The sequence below is a fragment of the Actinomadura formosensis NBRC 14204 genome (assembly GCF_001552155.1).
Classification (GTDB): domain Bacteria; phylum Actinomycetota; class Actinomycetes; order Streptosporangiales; family Streptosporangiaceae; genus Spirillospora; species Spirillospora formosensis.
This window is the reverse complement of record NZ_BCQQ01000083.1, coordinates 1-15846: the sequence shown is the minus strand read 5'-3', so window position 1 is coordinate 15846 and position 15846 is coordinate 1. Positions and strand designations below refer to the sequence as shown.

Sequence of the window (15846 nt, the reverse complement as noted above, 5' to 3'; positions counted from 1 at the left end):
TCCGCGGGGCACTCTGATGCAGGGGGCACAGTCTTCCGCGGCGGGTGGGCGGAGGATGGCGGGCGGGAGGGCAGCGAGATGGCGGTCGGTCGGCGTGAGGTCCGGGTTTCGTTCGCGGCGTTGGTACGGATCAGGGACGACGACCGCCATGTGCTGCTGCACTCGCCGAGCCGTCCCGGGTCCTTCAGCCCGCCGGGAGGCGTCTACAAGAGCTTCGCGCCCGCGGCGCGGATCCTGGAGGGGCTCGGGTTCCGCGCCGACCGCGCCGACCCGCTCGCCGACGACATGCGGTCTGATCTGCGGGGATTCCTGCCGGCGCCGTCCCTGGCCGGGTTCCAGCGGTGGTTCGCCACCGGCGCCTACCGGGAGGACGCCACCGAGTGCCTGCGCCGGGAACTCGCCGAGGAACTGGTGGAGTCGGGGCTGCCGCACCTGGTGCCCGACACCTTCGGGGCCGACTTCGAGCATGTGCGGACGGTCGTCGAAGGCCCCTACCAGGTGCCCGGCAAGCCGTTCCGGCAGGTGCGCCGCCTGGAGGTGTACGAGCCGGTGATGAACGGGCCCGCGATCGCGCGCCTGTGCCGGTCCCTGGTCGAGGCGGGAATGGACGAGACGGTCCCCGACGCCATCTGCGCCACCACCGAGCAGATCGGGCATGGCCGGAGCGGCACGGCCCTGATCGGCGCCCACTCGGCCTACCTGGTGAGCGGCAGGCGCCCCCGGCTGGAACTCCCCATGCTCCGCTGAGACCGTTGGAGAACAGGGGCCGGCGCATCGCTCACGGCGGTGTCCAGGCCGGCCGGACGACCTCCGCGATGCCGCACTTCCGCCCGCCGGCATGAGGTGGACTTTGCCCGGACGGGGGAAGGGAGCCGCCGTGGGGGAGTGGTTCACGCGGGAGATCGCGGACGCCGGGCGGCTCCGGCTGTTCTGTTTCTTCGTGGCGTTCATCGCCGGATTCCTGTTCATCCGGTTCAGCGTGCGGATGATCCGGCGGCAGGTGCGGTGGTGGCCGGGGAACGTCACGCCCGGCGGGCAGCACGTCCACCACGTGGTGTTCGGCATGGTGTTCATGTGCGTGGGCGGTGTGGGCGGGCTGGCGGTGCAGGACGGTTCGTCCGGGTGGGCCGCCGCCACCGCTGCCGTGTTCGGGGTCGGGACGGCCCTGGTCCTGGACGAGTTCGCGCTCGTGCTGCATCTCCAGGACGTCTACTGGAGCGATCAGGGCCGGTTGTCGGTCGAGGTCGTCTTCATCATGATCGCGCTGTGCGGGCTGATGCTGCTGGGCCTGCGGCCATTGGGCGTGGACGACGCGGCGGGGGACGGGTTGTGGACGATCGTGCTCGTCCTGCTGCTCGACCTGTGCGTGGCCGTGGTCGCCCTTCTCAAAGGCAAGGTCTGGACGGGGCTCATCGGCCTGTTCATCGGGATTGTCGCGGTGGTCGGCGCCGTCCGGCTGGCGCGGCCGGGCTCGCCCTGGGCCCGCCGCCGCTACCGGCCCGGCTCGCGGAAGGAGCGGCGGGCCCTGGTGCGCGAACGCCGGTACCGGCGGCCGGTGCAGCGGCTCGGGGACCGGCTGAGCGATCTCATCGCCGGACGGCCGTCCATCAAGTCGTAGGACGAGGTTTCTGTGCGAACCGCGAACTCTTGCGGGGGCCTGAACGTCTGACATGACGGTGGCCGTGGTACATCGGGGGACCACGGCCACCGTCATGCTCGGCGCGGGCCTGGCGACCGCCCTCCGGCCGCCCTCTCAAGGTGGCGGCGGTGGAGCCGCCCGCGGGCCCATGTGATGAACACCCGGTGTCTCACGGACCGGAATTTTGCGGGGGATGTTCGGGGGGTTTGGCATGCTTGTGACGTGAATGCGCGTGTGATGAGTCCCGTTCTGGTCGGCAGGGTGGCGGAGCTGGGGGAATTGCGGGACGCCCTTGCCGCCGCACCCGGGGCCGTGCTCGTCGGCGGGGACGCAGGGGTCGGCAAGACCCGGCTCATGAGCGAGTTCGCCGGGACGGTGGAGGCGAGGGTCCTCGTCGGGGGGTGCCTGGAGCTCGGCTCCGACGGTCTGCCGTTCGCGCCGTTCACGACCGTGCTGCGCGAGCTCGTCCGCGAGATCGGCATCGAGGGCGTCGCCGGGCTCGTCCCGCGCGGCGACACCTGCGGCCTCGCCCGGCTGCTGCCCGAGTTCGGGGAGCCGGAGTCCGACGCCGCGTCCGGGGAGGAGCGCGCCCGGCTGTTCGAGGTCGTGCTGACGCTGCTGGAGCGGCTCGCCGAGCAGGGCCCGGTCGTGCTGGTCATCGAGGACGCCCACTGGGCCGACCGGTCCACCCGCGACCTGCTCGACTTCCTGATCCGCAACCTCGGCACCGCCCCCGTGCTGATCGCCATGACGTACCGGACGGACGAGCTGCACCGGGCCCACCCGCTGCGCCGGCTGCTCACCGGGCTGGACCGGCTCGACCGCGTCCGCCGGCTGGAGCTCGGCAAGCTGACCCGCGCCGGTGTGTCCGCGCTGGTCACCCAACTGCTCGGGCACACCCCGCCGCCCGGCCTGGTGGAGCGGGTCGAGGCGCGCAGCGAGGGCAACCCGCTGTTCATCGAGGCGCTGCTCGACGAAGACGGCGGGCTGGCGTGCGAGCTGCCCGAGTCGCTGCGCGACCTGCTGCTCGTCGGTGTCCAGCGGTTGCCCGAGGAGACGCAGGACGTCCTGCGGGACGCCAGCGGCGGCAGTACCCGGATCGAGCACGTGCTGCTCGCCGCCGTGTCCGGGCTGGACGACGCCGCGCTGACCCGCGTCCTGCGGCCCGCCGTCGCCGCGAACGTCCTGGTCGTGGACGGCGACGGGTACGCGTTCCGGCACGCGCTGATCCGCGAGGCCGTCCACGACGACCTGCTGCCGGGCGAGCACACGCGGCTCCACACGCGCTATGCCGAAACCCTGGAGAAGGACCCTTCGCTCGTTCCCGCCGGGCGGCTGTGGGTGGAGCTGAGCTACCACTGGAAGCAGGCCCACAACAGCACGTGGGCCCTGGTCTCGTCCTGGCGTGCCGCCGGTGAGGCCCGCAAGGCGCTCGCCTATGCCGAATGCCTGGCGATGCTCGAACGCGTCCTGCAACTGTGGGACCGGGTCCCGGACGCGGTCGAGCGCATCGGCGCCGACTACGTCAAGGTGCTCGAGGACGCGGCGAACGCCGCCGATCTGGCCGGCGAGTTCGACCGCGGCATCAAGCTCGTCACCGCCGCGCTCAAGGAGGTCGAGGCTGCGGACGGCGAGCGCGACACCGAACGCTGGGCGAGACTGCTGGAACTGCGCGGCCGGATGCGGTACCGGATGGCGCGGCCCGGCTTCGTCGAGGATCTGCGCGCCGCGGTGCGGGCCCTGCCCGTCGAGCCGCCGACCGTGCTGCGCGCGCGGGCGCTGTCGGCGCTGGCCAGCTATGTGCGCATCACCACCGACATCGACGGGGCCCGCAGGGCGGCGGCGGAATCCCTGGCCATCGCGCGCAAGCTCGGGGACGACGTCGCCGAGGCCGAGGCGCTCATCACGATGTTCTGCACCGACATCGACTACGAGGACGACGACGCCCTCGCCGAGGCCGAGGCGACCGCCGACCGCACCGGCAGCCACCGGGTGCTGCTCCGCTACCACGTGATCAAGTCGCATTTCCTGGAGGGCGCCGGACGGCACGAGGAGGCCGCCGCCGTCGCCGCACGCGGCAAGGAGATGGCCCGCGAATACGGGGTCGCCCGCACCCAGGGCACGTTCCTCAGCATCAACCAGGCCGAACCGCTGGTCTCGCTCGGCCGCTGGGACGAGGCCCTCGCCGTGATGAACCACGCGATGGAGCAGGACCCGGCGATCACCACCCGGACCTCGCTGCTCGTCCTGTCCGGCTGGATCGCGCTGGCGCGCGGCGACCTCGCGACCGCGCGGGAGCGGCTCGTCGCGTCCCAGGAGATCCTGAACCTCAAGATGCGGTGGCTGAAGGCCCAGGACTACTTCAGCATGCTGTGGCTGGACATGAGCATCGCGCTGGAGGAGGGACGTCCCGACGCCGCCCTGGACGCGCTACAGCCCGTCCTGGAACATGCCGGCCTGCCGGACGATGCCCGCTACGCGTGGCCCGCGCTCATGACCGCCGTGACGGCCTGCACGGAGGTGGGCGAGGCCGCCGCCGGCGACCTGCGGCGGATCGAGGAGCGCGTGGCCGCCCTGCGCAGTTCCGGACGCCTCCAGCGGGCGTGCCGGCTGACGTACGAGGCCAAGCTGACCGGCGTGTACGGCGCCCCCGACCCCGACGCCTGGGAGAAGGCCGCCGCCGCGTGGACCGAACTCGGCAACCCCTACTACCGGGCGCGGGCGCTGATCCGCGCCGCGGAGGCGGCGCTGACCGGCGGTGACCACGAGCGCGCGGCGGCGCATCTGCGCGTCGTCGCCGGCACCGCGGACGCGCTCGGTGCCGTGCCGCTCGCCGAACACGCCGCCGACCTGCTGCGCCGCACCCGCGCGCCGCGCCGCGGCGACGCCTCCGCGCCGCTCGGCCTGACCCCGCGTGAGTTCGAGGTGCTCCGCCTGGTCGCCGAGGGACGCAGCAACCGCGACATCGCCGAGGCGCTGTTCATCTCGGTGAAGACGGCCAGCGTCCACGTGTCGAACATCCTCGGCAAGCTGGACGTGACGAGCCGCGGCGAGGCCGCCGCGACCGCGCACCGGCTGGCGCTGTTCGCGTCCGCGAAGCGGCGGTGACGGGCCGGACTCGGTGACCCGTCACCGCCGGGAGCGCTGCCCGTGTCCGGTCAACGCCGGACGCGGGCGACGCAGAAGACCGTCTGCCCGAACGGCGGCCTGATGAGGCGCTCGATGCCGCGGGTCAGCGGCACGACCGTCCGGTCGTAGATCTTGACGAGCCGCGGGTCGGGATACCCGGCGCCGCCGCGGCGGACCGCGAACCACCAGGCGATGCCGCCGAGGAAGTTGATCGGCTTGAGCACCTCGGGGACGAGCCCGGCCTCGCGCACCGTCTTCTCCAGCGTCGCCGGGGTGTACCGGGTGACATGCCCGACCTTGCGGTCGAAGTCGCCGTACAGCTGCATGTAGCCGGGCACCCAGATCACGATGCGGCCGCCGTTGTCGGTGACGGAGGCGAGGTCGCGCAGCGCCTGCACGTCGTCCTTGATGTGCTCCAGGACGTTCATCATCACGACGGTGTCGACCTTCTGCCGGATCTCGATGTCGGCCGGCAGGGCCAGGTCGATGACCTCGACGTCGTCGTTGCCGGCGTGGCGCTTGCGCAGCTCGCCGACGCAGTACGGGTCGTTGTCGCTGACGACGAGGTAGTCGAGACGTCCGGCGAACTGCTCGGAGAAGTGCCCGAGGCCGGAGCCGACCTCCAGCATCGACCGGCCGACGTACGGCGCGACGGTCTCGTACTCGTACTTGCGGTAGTTGCGGGCCTCATCCCCGCCTAGGTGGTTCTCCAGCGCGCCCTCCCCCGCGGCGGGCTGGACGACGTCTTCGCCGGGTGTCGCCGGAGCGGCCTTCTTCGGGCCGCTGCCGAGGAGGTTGAGGAGGGTGCCTGCGATGGACTTCTTCTGACCAGGTGACTGCATACTTCCCGCTCGCTGGGGTGCGTTGGCGTTCGGCTTCACGTTCGCCGGATCGAAGGCCTGGCCCGCTCGGGGACGGGGCTGATCTCTGGCGCGTAGGCCGGGACAGTCTACCCATGCGTGAACGCCGGACGTCCCGCGGTGACCGATTGGCGGGCGTCCGCCGGGCGTGTCGCCTGGTCGGCGGGTGGCGGGGTCAGTCGATGGTGCGGTGCACGGACTCCTTTTCGCTCGGTCCCGGCTCGGACGGCGCGATCCACGGCCCGGGGATGGACGGGTCGAGGACGCCCTCCTCCACCCACGCGAAGTCACCGGCGAGGACGGCCCGCGCGAGCTTCACGTCCATCGTGTCGGTGTTGCGCCACAGCCCGTCGAACAGTTCCTCGACGCGGACGCGCGCCTGCCGGCAGAACGCGTCGGCGAGCCGCAGGGCCGACCTGCCGGGCGTCCCTGCGGTGCCCGACAGCGCGCCCTGCGCCGAGGAGTCGGCGTGGGCGCGGACGCACACCGCGCTCATCGCGAACAGTTCGGCGCCGATGTCGACCATCCGGCCGAGGAACCCCTGCCGGTGCTCAAGACCGCCCTGCCAGCGTCCCGCCGCGTAGAAGATCGACCGGGCCAGCTTGCGGGACGCCCGCTCGACATACCGCAGATGGTGGGCGAGCGGCCCGAACTCGGCGTAGGAGTTCGGGCGCTGCCCGGCGCCGGTGACCAGCGTCGGCAGCCAGCGCGCGTAGAACCCGCCCGCCTTCGCCGCCGCTCGCGCCTTCTGCCCGGTGGAGGCGTCCGGGTCGATGATGTCACCGGCCACCGACAGGTGCGCGTCCACCGCCTCGCGGGCGATCAGCAGATGCATGATCTCGGTGGAGCCCTCGAAGATCCGGTTGATGCGCAGGTCGCGGAGCAACTGCTCGGCGGGCACGCCCCGCTCGCCGCGCGCCGCGAGGGACTCGGCGGTCTCGTAGCCGCGTCCGCCGCGCAGCTGGACCAGCTCGTCCGCGGCCCGGTAGGCCATCTCCGACGACCACAGCTTCGCGAGCGCCGCCTCGATCCGGATGTCGCCCCGTTCGTCGTCCGCGAGCTGGCCCGACAGGTCGAGCATCGCCTCCATCGCGTACGCCGTCGCCGCGATGAACGCGATCTTGCGGGACACGGCCTCGTGCTCGCCGACCGGCCGCCCCCACTGCACCCGCTCCTTCGACCACTCCCGCGCGATCCTGGTGGCCCACTTGCCGCTCGCCGCGCACATCGCGGGCAGCGACAGCCGCCCGGTGTTCAGCGTGGTGAGCGCGATCTTCAGGCCCGCGCCCTCCTTACCGATCAGGTTGGCCTTCGGGACGCGGACATCGTGGAACCGGGTCACGCCGTTCTCGATGCCGCGCAGCCCCATGAACGCGTTGCGGTTCTCGACCGTGATGCCCGGCGTGTTCATGTCCACGACGAACGCGGAGATGCCGCCGCGGTGCCCGTCGGACTTCGGGACGCGCGCCATCACGACGACGAGATCGGCGATGACGCCGTTCGTCGTCCACAGCTTGACGCCGTTGAGGACGTAGTCGTCGCCGTCCGGGGCGGCGGTGGCGCGCAGCCGGGCCGGGTCGGAGCCGACGTCGGGCTCGGTGAGCAGGAACGCGCTGATCTGCCTGGCGCAGCGCGGCAGCCACTCGTCCTGCTGCTCCCGCGTGCCGAACAGCTTGATCGGCTGCGGGACGCCGATGGACTGGTGCGCCGACAGCAGCGCGCCGAGCGCCGGGCTGACCGATCCGACGACCATCAGCGCCCGGCCGTAGTAGAGCTGGCTGAGCCCGAGCCCGCCGTACTTCTCCGGGATCTTCATGCCGAGCGCGCCGAGGTCCCGCAGGCCCGTGACGACGTCGTCCGGGATGCGCGACTCCCGCTCGATGAGCGCCGCGTCGATCCGGGTGGCGCAGAACTCGGTCAGCCGGGCGAGGAACTCCTCGCCCTTGCGCCGCTGCTCCCCGGCCGGGCGCGGATGCGGATGGATGAGATCGAGGCGGAAGTCGCCGAGGAAAAGTTGTTTACCGAAGCTCGGCAGCCGCCATTCGGTCTCGCGTGCCTCTTCGGCGACCTTTCTGGCCGTCCGCTCGTCGACGTGGGCTTGGGTTCGCTGGCTCATGCCGATCGCATTTCCCATGGCTGGATCGGGAAACCCCGCACGTCCGGACTGCGAAGATGTTCCAATGGGCGGGACCGTCACCGACGGCCTGACCGGATCAGGCCAGAGGGGTTCACCGTCCGTCATGGGTGAGACACGAAAACCCACTCTCATCGCCTCGGTGCAGCGTGCTCTGCGTCTGATGGAGGCGGTGGCGTCGCATTCGAGCGGGGCGCCGGCCAAGCAGCTCGCCCGCGAGGCGCGGCTGCCGCTCGCCACCACGTACCACCTGCTGCGCACCCTCGCCCACGAGGGCTACGCGACCCGACTGCCGGACGGGTTCTGGGTGCTCGGCGAGCGGGTCGAATCCCTGCACGGGCGGAGCCGCACGCAGCAGTTGCTCGCCCGGCTCCGGCCCGCCCTGGTCGCCCTGCGGGACGAACTGGGCGCCGCCGCCTATTTCGGGATGCATGTGGATGACGAGATCCGCCTCATCGACATCGCCGACGGCCCGCGCGCCCCGCGCGTCGACCTGTGGGTCGGTTTCGAGGACGCCGCGCACGCCACCGCGATGGGCAAGTGCGTGCTGAGCCAGTTCGACGACGAGCGGCGCCGCGACTACCTGTCCCGGCATCCGCTCGTCGACCTGACCCCGCACACCATCACCGAGCCCGGACGGCTGATGCGCTCGCTCAGCTCGTCCACCGGGCTGCTGCTGGACCGCGAGGAGTACGCGCTGGGCACGGGGTGCGCGGCCGTCCCGGTGACGGACGCGACGGGTTCGGTCCGCGGCGCGCTCGCCGTCTCCTGCCGTCCGGGCAAGCTGCCCAAGATCGAGCGGGCGGCGTCCCAGATGCGCGCGACCGCCGAGCGGATCCAGCGCACGCTGACCCTCCACTCCTGAGAACTACGCCGATGCCGGTGAGCGGCCGCTAGGAGAGGCGGCGGCGCGTCCAGAAGAAGCAGAAGCCCGCGAGGCCCAGCGAGAGGGCGGTGAACAGCCCGGTCTCCGCCCACTGCAATGGCCAGAAGTGATCGCCGGGCTGGTAGACCACCTTCCCTCGATAGCCGAGCTCGGCGATCGCGTCGAAGCAGGCTTGGGCCGGGCCCATGGGGGGTCCGCCGTCCGCCGACGGGGGCGGTGGGGCGCAGGGCCCCGCCGCCAGGGAGGTGGGCATATCGCCGACCGTGCGGCCGGACGCGTCGACCGTTTCGGCGGAGAGCGTCCAAGCCCCAGGTACCCCCCTGACCTGTACGGAGAAGGCGTCGCCGTTCAGCAGGATGTCGCCATGGTTCTCGGACGTGATCGGGACGGTCCCGGTCTCGGGCGGGATGAGGTGCGGGCGGATCCACGTCGGCATCGCGATCTGGACGGCGACGAAGACGACCAGGGTGATCGCCATGGCCGGCAGCGTACGCCGGACGAGTACACCGACGGTGACGCCGAGCGCGAAGGCGAACGCCGCATAGCCGATCGGGGTGATGCCGCGCGCGTCGAACATCAGCGGCGTGATCCGCGGGAACCGGTCGTGGGCGGCCTCGTCCAGGGGGCCGGACCACCAGGTCGCCGCGAGGACGGCGAGCCCGGCGGCGGCCATGGCGGCCAGGCCGATGACGCCGAGCTTGACGGCGAGCCAGCGGGTCCGCGTGATGCTCTGGTTCCAAACGAGCCGGTGCGTGCCGCTCTCAAGCTCGCGGGTGATGAGCGGCGCGCCCCAGAAGACGCCGATGATCCCCGGTACGGACATCACGATGACGGCCAGCGCGCCGAAGTAGCTCCGGTGGTCGTTGAAGAACCGCGCGGTGAACTGCGAGCAGTTCTCCCGGGTGCCGCAGGCTGCCAGCCCGCTGTGGTAACCGTCCGAGATGCCCGGCCCGGTGATCGCCAGGACGGCGCCGAGGGCGGCGAGCCCGCCGAACACCACCGCGGCCTGGACACGGAACTGGCGGAGTGTCAGCCAGATCATCGGATCGCCTCCAGCGTCGGACGGGTCGGGGCGGGGGTCATGTAGGCCAGGACGAGGTCTTCCAGCCCGATCCGCCCGACCGTCCAGGCGGGGTCGTGGATGGGGCCGTCCGTCCGGACGATGAAGGTGCTCTGCCGGTCGGTGTGGCTCTCGGACACGACGTGCTGATCCGCCGGCAGCGTCGCCGCGTCCCTGCGCGGCCCGGTCAGCCGATGGTGCGCGGCCAGGAGCTCATCGACGTCTCCGGCCACCTGGACGCGCGACTTCACCAGCACGATCAGGTAGTCGCACATCCGCTCCAGGTCGGACACCAGGTGGGACGACAGGACGACGCTCAGCGAATTCTCGACGGCGGCCTCCATGAGCCCCTGCAGGAACTCCCGCCGGGCCAGCGGATCGAGGGCCGCCACGGGCTCGTCCAGGATCAGCAGTTCGGGCCGCTTGGCGATGCCCAGGGTCAGGGCGAGCTGAGCGCGCTGCCCGCCGGACAGCTTCCCGGCCCGATGCGCGGGATCGAGTCCGAGCCGCTCGATACGCTCCCGGGCGAGAGCGCCGTCCCACCCCGGGTTGAGCCGCGCACCCAGCTTCAGATGCTCGGCGATGCTCAGCCCGGCGTACGTCGGCGTGTCCTGCGCGACGTACCCGACCTTGGCCAGCTGTTCCGGTCCGCTCGCCGGAGACCCGCCCAGCACCCGGATGCTCCCGGCCGACGGCTCGATCTGCCCCACGGCCAGGTTGAGCAGCGTCGTCTTCCCTGCCCCGTTCGGCCCGACGAGCCCGACGATCCGCCCCTCCGGAATGTCAAGGGTGCAGCCGGACAGCGCCCACCGCTTCCCGTACTTCTTGCCCAGCCCTTCGGCCTGCAGGACGGCGCTCACGCTATGTCCTCCTGACTCGCGGCCCGAAAGGTCGTCATGAACAGCGCCTCGATGCTCTCGTCGTCGAGCCCGGCGAGCCGTGCCTTGGCGAGCCAGCGCCGCAGCTCCTGCCGCAGCGGCCCGTGCGCCGCGAGCGACTCCCCGGCCAGCGTCCGCGTCACGAACGTTCCGACCCCGGGCCGCGGCGCGACGAGGCCCTCGTGCTCCAGTTCCCGGTACGCCTTGAGCACGGTGTTCGGGTTGATCGCGAGCTGCGCCACCACGTCCTTGACGGTGGGCAGCTGATCCCCGACCCGCAGCAGATCGAGCCGCAGCGCATGCCGCACCTGCCGCACGAGCTGCATGTACGGCGACACCCCCGATCCGGGGTCCAGATGGAATTCGATCACCGCCACCTCCATTTATCTAGGATGCTAGTACTTTAGATGTGTGGCTCTACTTCCTGTCAATGCATCCGGGAAAGACCCAGGTCAGCGGCTTCCAGACCGGCCGGCCCGCTCGGCAGCGGCCCGAAGCGGGGACGACGGCGCCGCTTCGTTGGTTGTCCGGTTTTGTGCCGGGGGCGTGGTTCGGGGATGCTTGGGGAGTGTCAACGGAGACTCTGAACAGCGCCGCCGAACTGCGTGCCTTCCTGCACGGCCTGCCGGGCGTGGACCGGGTGGGGGCCGAGGAGCGGGCCGCGCGGCTGGCCACCCGGTCGATCAAGACGACGGCGAAGGCCGCGGCGATCGACCTGGCGATCTCGATGGTGGACCTGACCACCCTGGAGGGCGCGGACACCCCGGGAAAGGTGCGGGCGCTGTGCGCCAAGGCCGCCCACCCCGATCCGGCGGACGCGTCCGTGCCGAAGGTCGCGGCGGTGTGCGTGTACCCCGACATGGTGGACGTCGCCGTCCGGTCCCTCGACGGGACGGGCATCGGGGTCGCGAGCGTGGCGACGGCGTTCCCGTCCGGGCGGGCGCCGATGGAGGCCAAGCTCGCCGACACCCGGGCGGCGGTCGCGGCGGGCGCCGCCGAGATCGACATGGTGATCGACCGGGGCGCGTTCCTGGCCGGCGACTACGCGAAGGTGTTCGACGAGATCGTCGCGGTCAAGGACGCCTGCGGGGACGCGCACCTGAAGGTGATCCTGGAGACGGGCGAGCTCGCCACCTACGACAACGTCCGGCGGGCGTCCTGGCTGGCGATGCGGGCCGGCGCCGACTTCATCAAGACGTCCACGGGGAAGGTGTCGCCGGCGGCGACCCTGCCGGTCACGCTGGTGATGCTGGAGGCCGTCCGCGACTACCGGGCGGCCACGGGACGCCAGGTCGGGGTCAAGCCCGCCGGCGGGATCCGGACGACCAAGGACGCGATCAAGTACCTGGTGCTGGTGAACGAGACCGCCGGCCCGGACTGGCTGACCCCGGAGTGGTTCCGGCTGGGCGCCTCCAGCGTGCTGAACGATCTGCTGATGCAGCGCCGCAAGCTCGCCACCGGCGTGTACTCGGGACCCGACTACTTCACCCTGGACTGATCATGGTTTTCGAGTACGCGCCGGCGCCCGAGTCGCGGGCGGTCGTCGACATCCGCGCCTCCTACGGGCTGTTCGTCAACGGCGAGTTCACCGAGGGGCACGGCGAGCCGTTCAAGTCCGTCAACCCGGCCGACGAGAGCGTCCTCGCCGACATCGCCCGCGCGGACGAGTCGGACGTCGACCGCGCCGTGCGGGCCGCCCGCACCGCGTTCGACAAGGTGTGGGGCCCGATGCCCGGCCGCGAGCGCGCCAAGTACCTGTACCGGATCGCCCGGCTGGTCCAGGAGCGGTCGCGGGAACTGGCGGTGCTGGAATCGATCGACAACGGCAAGCCGATCCGCGAGTCGCGGGACGTGGACGTGCCGCTCGTCGCCGCCTGGTTCTTCTACTACGCCGGATGGGCCGACAAGCTCGGCCACGCCGGGTTCGGGCCCGACCCGAAGCCGGTCGGGGTGGCCGGCCAGGTGATCCCGTGGAACTTCCCGCTGCTGATGCTGGCCTGGAAGATCGCGCCCGCGCTGGCCTGCGGCAACACCGTCGTGCTGAAGCCGGCGGAGACCACGCCGCTGACCGCGCTGCTGTTCGCCGACATCTGCCGGCAGGCCGAACTGCCGCCCGGCGTCGTCAACATCGTCACCGGCGCCGGTGAGACGGGCCGGGCCCTTGTCGCGCACGAGGGGATCGACAAGGTCGCCTTCACCGGGTCCACCGAGGTCGGACGGCAGATCGCCCGCACCCTCGCCGGGACGGGCAGGAAGCTCACCCTGGAACTCGGCGGGAAGGCCGCCAACATCGTCTACGAGGACGCGGCGCTCGACCAGGCCGTCGAGGGCATCGTCAACGGGATCTTCTTCAACCAGGGCCACGTGTGCTGCGCCGGCTCCCGGCTCCTCGTGCAGGAGTCGGTCGCCGGCGAGGTGCTGGAGCGGCTGAAGGCGCGGATGGCGACGCTGCGGGTCGGCGACCCGCTCGACAAGAACACCGACATCGGCGCGATCAACTCCGCCGCGCAGCTCGCCAGGATCGAGGAGCTGTCGCAGGCCGGGGAGCGGGAGGGCGCGGACCGCTGGTCGCCGCCCTGCGAGCTGCCGTCCCAGGGCTTCTGGTTCGCGCCGACGATCTTCACCGGGGTGGCCCAGTCGCACCGGATCGCACGCGAGGAGATCTTCGGGCCGGTCCTGTCGGTGCTGACGTTCCGCACCCCGGACGAGGCGGTCACCAAGGCCAACAACACCCCCTACGGGCTGTCGGCCGGAATCTGGACCGAGAAGGGCTCGCGGATCCTCTGGACGGCGCAGCGGCTGCGCGCCGGGGTGGTGTGGGCCAACACGTTCAACAAGTTCGACCCGGCCTCCCCGTTCGGCGGCTACAAGGAATCGGGGTTCGGCCGCGAGGGCGGACGCCACGGACTGGAGGCCTACCTCAATGCCTGACCGTCTCGCCGTCCGCAAGACCTACAAGCTGTTCATCGGCGGTGCGTTCCCCCGATCCGAATCCGGCAGGTCGTACGTGGTCACCGACGCCAAGGGCCGCTTCGCCGCCAACGCCTCGCAGGCGTCCCGCAAGGACGCCCGCGACGCCGTCGTCGCCGCACGCAAGGCGTTCCCCGGCTGGTCCGGGCGCACCGCCTACAACCGCGGCCAGATCCTCTACCGCGTCGCCGAGATGCTGGAGGGACGCCGCGACCAGTTCGTGGACGAACTGCGGCAGGCGGGCGCGTCGAAGAACGCGGCCGGCGCCGAGGTGGACGCGGCCGTCGACCGGTGGGTCTGGTACGCGGGCTGGGCCGACAAGCTGAGCGCCGTCGCCGGGGCCGCCAATCCGGTGTCCGGCCCGTTCTTCAACTTCTCCACGCCGGAACCGACCGGCGTCGTCGCGGTCGTCGCGCCCGACTCGCCGCTGCTCGGGCTGGTCTCGGTGGTGGCGCCCGCGATCGTGTCCGGCAACACCGTCGTGGTGGTCGCCTCCGAGCCGGCGCCGCTGCCGTCCATCACGCTCGCCGAGGTGCTGGCCACGTCCGATCTGCCGGGCGGGGTCGTCAACGTCCTCACCGGGCGGCGCGCCGAGATCGCGCCCTGGCTCGCGACCCACATGGACGTCAACGCCATCGACCTCGCCGGTGTCCCGGACGACCAGGTGCGGGACCTCGAAGAGAAGGCCGCCGAGAACCTGAAACGCGTCCTGCGCCCGCAGGACACGGAGTGGACGGACGAGCCCGGAACCACGCGGATGACCGCCTTCCTGGAGACCAAGACCGTCTGGCACCCCGTGGGGATCTAGGTCGATATGACGCAGCGTGTGTAGAGAGTCACAAAGCGTGGAATAGACCTCCCCGTAACTGATCAACACGGGGGGGAGATCAGTGCCTACCAGGACCGCATCGCGTACGACGTCGAGCCGCAGGACGGCCGGTCGTGCGAAGAGCACATCAGCGACCAAGTCCACCACGACCAAGAAGCCGGTGGTCAAGCGCACGCCGGCGGCGGCCGGCCGGGCGCCGTCGGCCGCCGCGACCCACGTCACGAGAGCCGCGAGCCAGGCCAAGACCGCCGCGACGCAGTTGAAGTCGGTCGCGACCAAGGCGTTGTCCGACGCCGTCAAGGCGATGACCAGCGCCATCCATGTGATGGACGCGGCGGCCAAGGCCATCACCACGGCGGCCAAGCCGGGCGGCGCGGCGAAGAAGAGCACGCCGTCGAAGAAGAGGGCGCCGTCGAAGCGGGGCACCTCGTCGTCCCGTAAGCCGGCGTCGTCCCGTAAGCCGGCGTCGGGCCGGTCGAAGCCGGTGTCGGGCCGGTCGAAGCCGGCGGCCTCATCCCGGACGGGCAAGACGGTCAAGGCAAGGCCGTCGAGCACGGCGAAGAAGCCGGCCGCGCCCAAGGCGCGGACGAGCGCCGCCCGTACGTCCGCGTCGTCCCGAACGAGCGCGAGCGCCAAGTCCGGCAGGGCCGGGAGGGCGGCCTCGGCCGCCGCGCCGACGTCGCCGGCCGAGGCCGGGACGTCCCGCTCGTTCCCGCATTCGACGCGGACCGAGGGCGGATTCCTGAACGGCCTAACCGGCACCGGCCGCGAGCGCTGACCGCCGATGGACGGGGTCGAAGGCCCACCCGCGGTGACGCCGCCGCACCGGGCGCGCCGGCCGCTGCGGTTCGGTGTCTGCCTCGCCCCGGACGCGTCCGTGCCGCTGGTCCGCGCCGCGCAGGACGCGGACCGGTTCGGGCTCGACCTTCTCGGCGTTCGCGACCAGCCGTTCCGGCGCGACACCGCGGACGCGCTGACGCTGCTGGCGACCGTGCTGGCGGTGACGTCCCGCATTCGGGTCCTGCCGGCGGTGGCGTGCCTGCCGCTGCGTCCGCCCGCCGCGCTCGCCAAGGCGATCGCGACGATGGACCGGTTCAGCGGCGGCCGTGTCGAACTCGGCCTCGGCGCGGGCGCCGCCCCGGACGGCATCGAGGCGTACGGCGGCACGCGGCTCGACGGCACGGCGGCCCGCCGCGCCCTTGCGGAGGCCGTGCAGATCATCCGGCTGCACTGGAGCGACCAGGCCGGGCTGCGGTACCGGGGCGAGCACTACCGGTTCGTCGCCGCGCAGGCCGGCCCGGCGCCCGCGCACCAGATCGGCATCTGGCTCGGCGTCACCGGGCCGCACGGCATCGACCTCGCCGGCCGCGTCGCCGACGGCTGGATCGCGCCGTCGTCCCTGGTCCCGCCGAAACGGCTCGCGGCCGGCCGGCGCCGCCTCGACGACGCCGCGGCCGGCGC

The 15846-nt window shown here is 72.0% G+C and carries 14 protein-coding genes; 9 read left to right on the top strand and 5 right to left on the bottom strand.

Going from position 1 to position 15846, the window contains the following annotated elements; genetic code table 11:
* The first annotated feature begins 78 nt into the window (after positions 1 to 78).
* From AF1_RS21100 to AF1_RS36840, 3 genes are all read left to right on the top strand, one after another.
* Entirely contained in the window at positions 79 to 747 is a 669-nt protein-coding gene (locus AF1_RS21100; protein ID WP_067801905.1) for an SMODS-associated NUDIX domain-containing protein, read from the top strand.
* 130 nt (positions 748 to 877) lie between these two features.
* Entirely contained in the window at positions 878 to 1618 is a 741-nt protein-coding gene (locus tag AF1_RS21095) for a hypothetical protein (protein WP_067801903.1), read from the top strand.
* 258 nt (positions 1619 to 1876) lie between these two features.
* Positions 1877 to 4747: a helix-turn-helix transcriptional regulator gene (locus AF1_RS36840; RefSeq protein WP_067801901.1), complete on the top strand. Its 2871-nt coding sequence runs from the start codon at positions 1877 to 1879 to the stop codon at positions 4745 to 4747.
* Positions 4748 to 4797: 50 nt separating this feature from the next.
* Here AF1_RS36840 and AF1_RS21085 read toward each other — a convergent pair whose 3' ends face one another.
* Entirely contained in the window at positions 4798 to 5610 is an 813-nt protein-coding gene (locus tag AF1_RS21085) for a class I SAM-dependent methyltransferase (RefSeq protein WP_067801899.1), read from the bottom strand.
* A gap of 193 nt (positions 5611 to 5803) precedes the next feature.
* On the bottom strand, positions 5804 to 7744 hold the full coding sequence (locus AF1_RS21080) for an acyl-CoA dehydrogenase family protein (protein WP_067801958.1): 1941 nt from the start codon (positions 7742 to 7744) through the stop codon (positions 5804 to 5806).
* Positions 7745 to 7904: 160 nt separating this feature from the next.
* Here AF1_RS21080 and AF1_RS21075 point away from each other — a divergent pair, with 160 nt between their 5' ends.
* Positions 7905 to 8627 (top strand): IclR family transcriptional regulator, encoded by a 723-nt coding sequence (locus tag AF1_RS21075; protein WP_242608762.1) that lies wholly within the window; start codon positions 7905 to 7907, stop codon positions 8625 to 8627.
* 28 nt (positions 8628 to 8655) lie between these two features.
* Here the strand turns inward: AF1_RS21075 and AF1_RS21070 are convergent, their stop codons facing one another.
* From AF1_RS21070 to AF1_RS21060, 3 genes are read right to left on the bottom strand one after another with little or no spacing between them, the layout of a single operon-like run.
* Complete coding sequence (locus AF1_RS21070; protein WP_067801896.1) at positions 8656 to 9690, bottom strand: ABC transporter permease subunit; 1035 nt, start codon at positions 9688 to 9690, stop codon at positions 8656 to 8658.
* Positions 9687 to 10568: an ABC transporter ATP-binding protein gene (locus AF1_RS21065; protein ID WP_067801894.1), complete on the bottom strand. Its 882-nt coding sequence runs from the start codon at positions 10566 to 10568 to the stop codon at positions 9687 to 9689. The genes AF1_RS21070 and AF1_RS21065 overlap by 4 nt, the downstream gene beginning before the upstream one ends.
* A complete protein-coding gene (locus AF1_RS21060) occupies positions 10565 to 10957 on the bottom strand; it encodes a GntR family transcriptional regulator (RefSeq protein WP_067801890.1) in 393 nt (130 codons plus the stop codon). The genes AF1_RS21065 and AF1_RS21060 overlap by 4 nt, the downstream gene beginning before the upstream one ends.
* Before the next feature lie 197 nt (positions 10958 to 11154).
* On the opposite strand from AF1_RS21060, the gene deoC reads away from it, so the two are divergent.
* The 5 genes from deoC to AF1_RS21035 form a co-directional block, all read left to right on the top strand.
* Complete coding sequence (gene deoC, locus AF1_RS21055) at positions 11155 to 12084, top strand: deoxyribose-phosphate aldolase (protein ID WP_067801887.1); 930 nt, start codon at positions 11155 to 11157, stop codon at positions 12082 to 12084.
* A gap of 2 nt (positions 12085 to 12086) precedes the next feature.
* A complete protein-coding gene (locus tag AF1_RS21050; RefSeq protein ID WP_067801885.1) occupies positions 12087 to 13517 on the top strand; it encodes an aldehyde dehydrogenase family protein in 1431 nt (476 codons plus the stop codon).
* Positions 13510 to 14364 carry an aldehyde dehydrogenase family protein gene (locus AF1_RS21045; protein ID WP_067801883.1) on the top strand — a complete coding sequence of 285 codons (855 nt, stop codon included), beginning with the start codon at positions 13510 to 13512 and terminating at the stop codon, positions 14362 to 14364. The genes AF1_RS21050 and AF1_RS21045 overlap by 8 nt, the downstream gene beginning before the upstream one ends.
* A gap of 82 nt (positions 14365 to 14446) precedes the next feature.
* Positions 14447 to 15163, top strand: coding sequence for a hypothetical protein (locus AF1_RS21040; protein ID WP_131732562.1), 717 nt, complete (start codon positions 14447 to 14449; stop codon positions 15161 to 15163).
* 6 nt (positions 15164 to 15169) lie between these two features.
* Positions 15170 to 15846, top strand: a 677-nt coding sequence (locus AF1_RS21035; protein ID WP_067801875.1) for an LLM class flavin-dependent oxidoreductase, incomplete at its 3' end; no start/stop codon positions are given.

Excerpts from the sequence above, each read along its gene's own strand:
- AF1_RS21050 (WP_067801885.1), top strand. The coding sequence starts at position 12,087 with ATGGTTTTCGAGTACGCGCCGGCGCCCGAGTCGCGGGCGGTCGTCGAC.
- AF1_RS36840 (WP_067801901.1), top strand. The coding sequence starts at position 1,877 with ATGAGTCCCGTTCTGGTCGGCAGGGTGGCGGAGCTGGGGGAATTGCGG.
- AF1_RS21100 (WP_067801905.1), top strand. The coding sequence starts at position 79 with ATGGCGGTCGGTCGGCGTGAGGTCCGGGTTTCGTTCGCGGCGTTGGTA.
- AF1_RS21070 (WP_067801896.1), bottom strand. The coding sequence starts at position 9,690 with ATGATCTGGCTGACACTCCGCCAGTTCCGTGTCCAGGCCGCGGTGGTG.
- AF1_RS21085 (WP_067801899.1), bottom strand. The coding sequence starts at position 5,610 with ATGCAGTCACCTGGTCAGAAGAAGTCCATCGCAGGCACCCTCCTCAAC.
- AF1_RS21045 (WP_067801883.1), top strand. The coding sequence starts at position 13,510 with ATGCCTGACCGTCTCGCCGTCCGCAAGACCTACAAGCTGTTCATCGGC.
- AF1_RS21080 (WP_067801958.1), bottom strand. The coding sequence starts at position 7,744 with ATGAGCCAGCGAACCCAAGCCCACGTCGACGAGCGGACGGCCAGAAAG.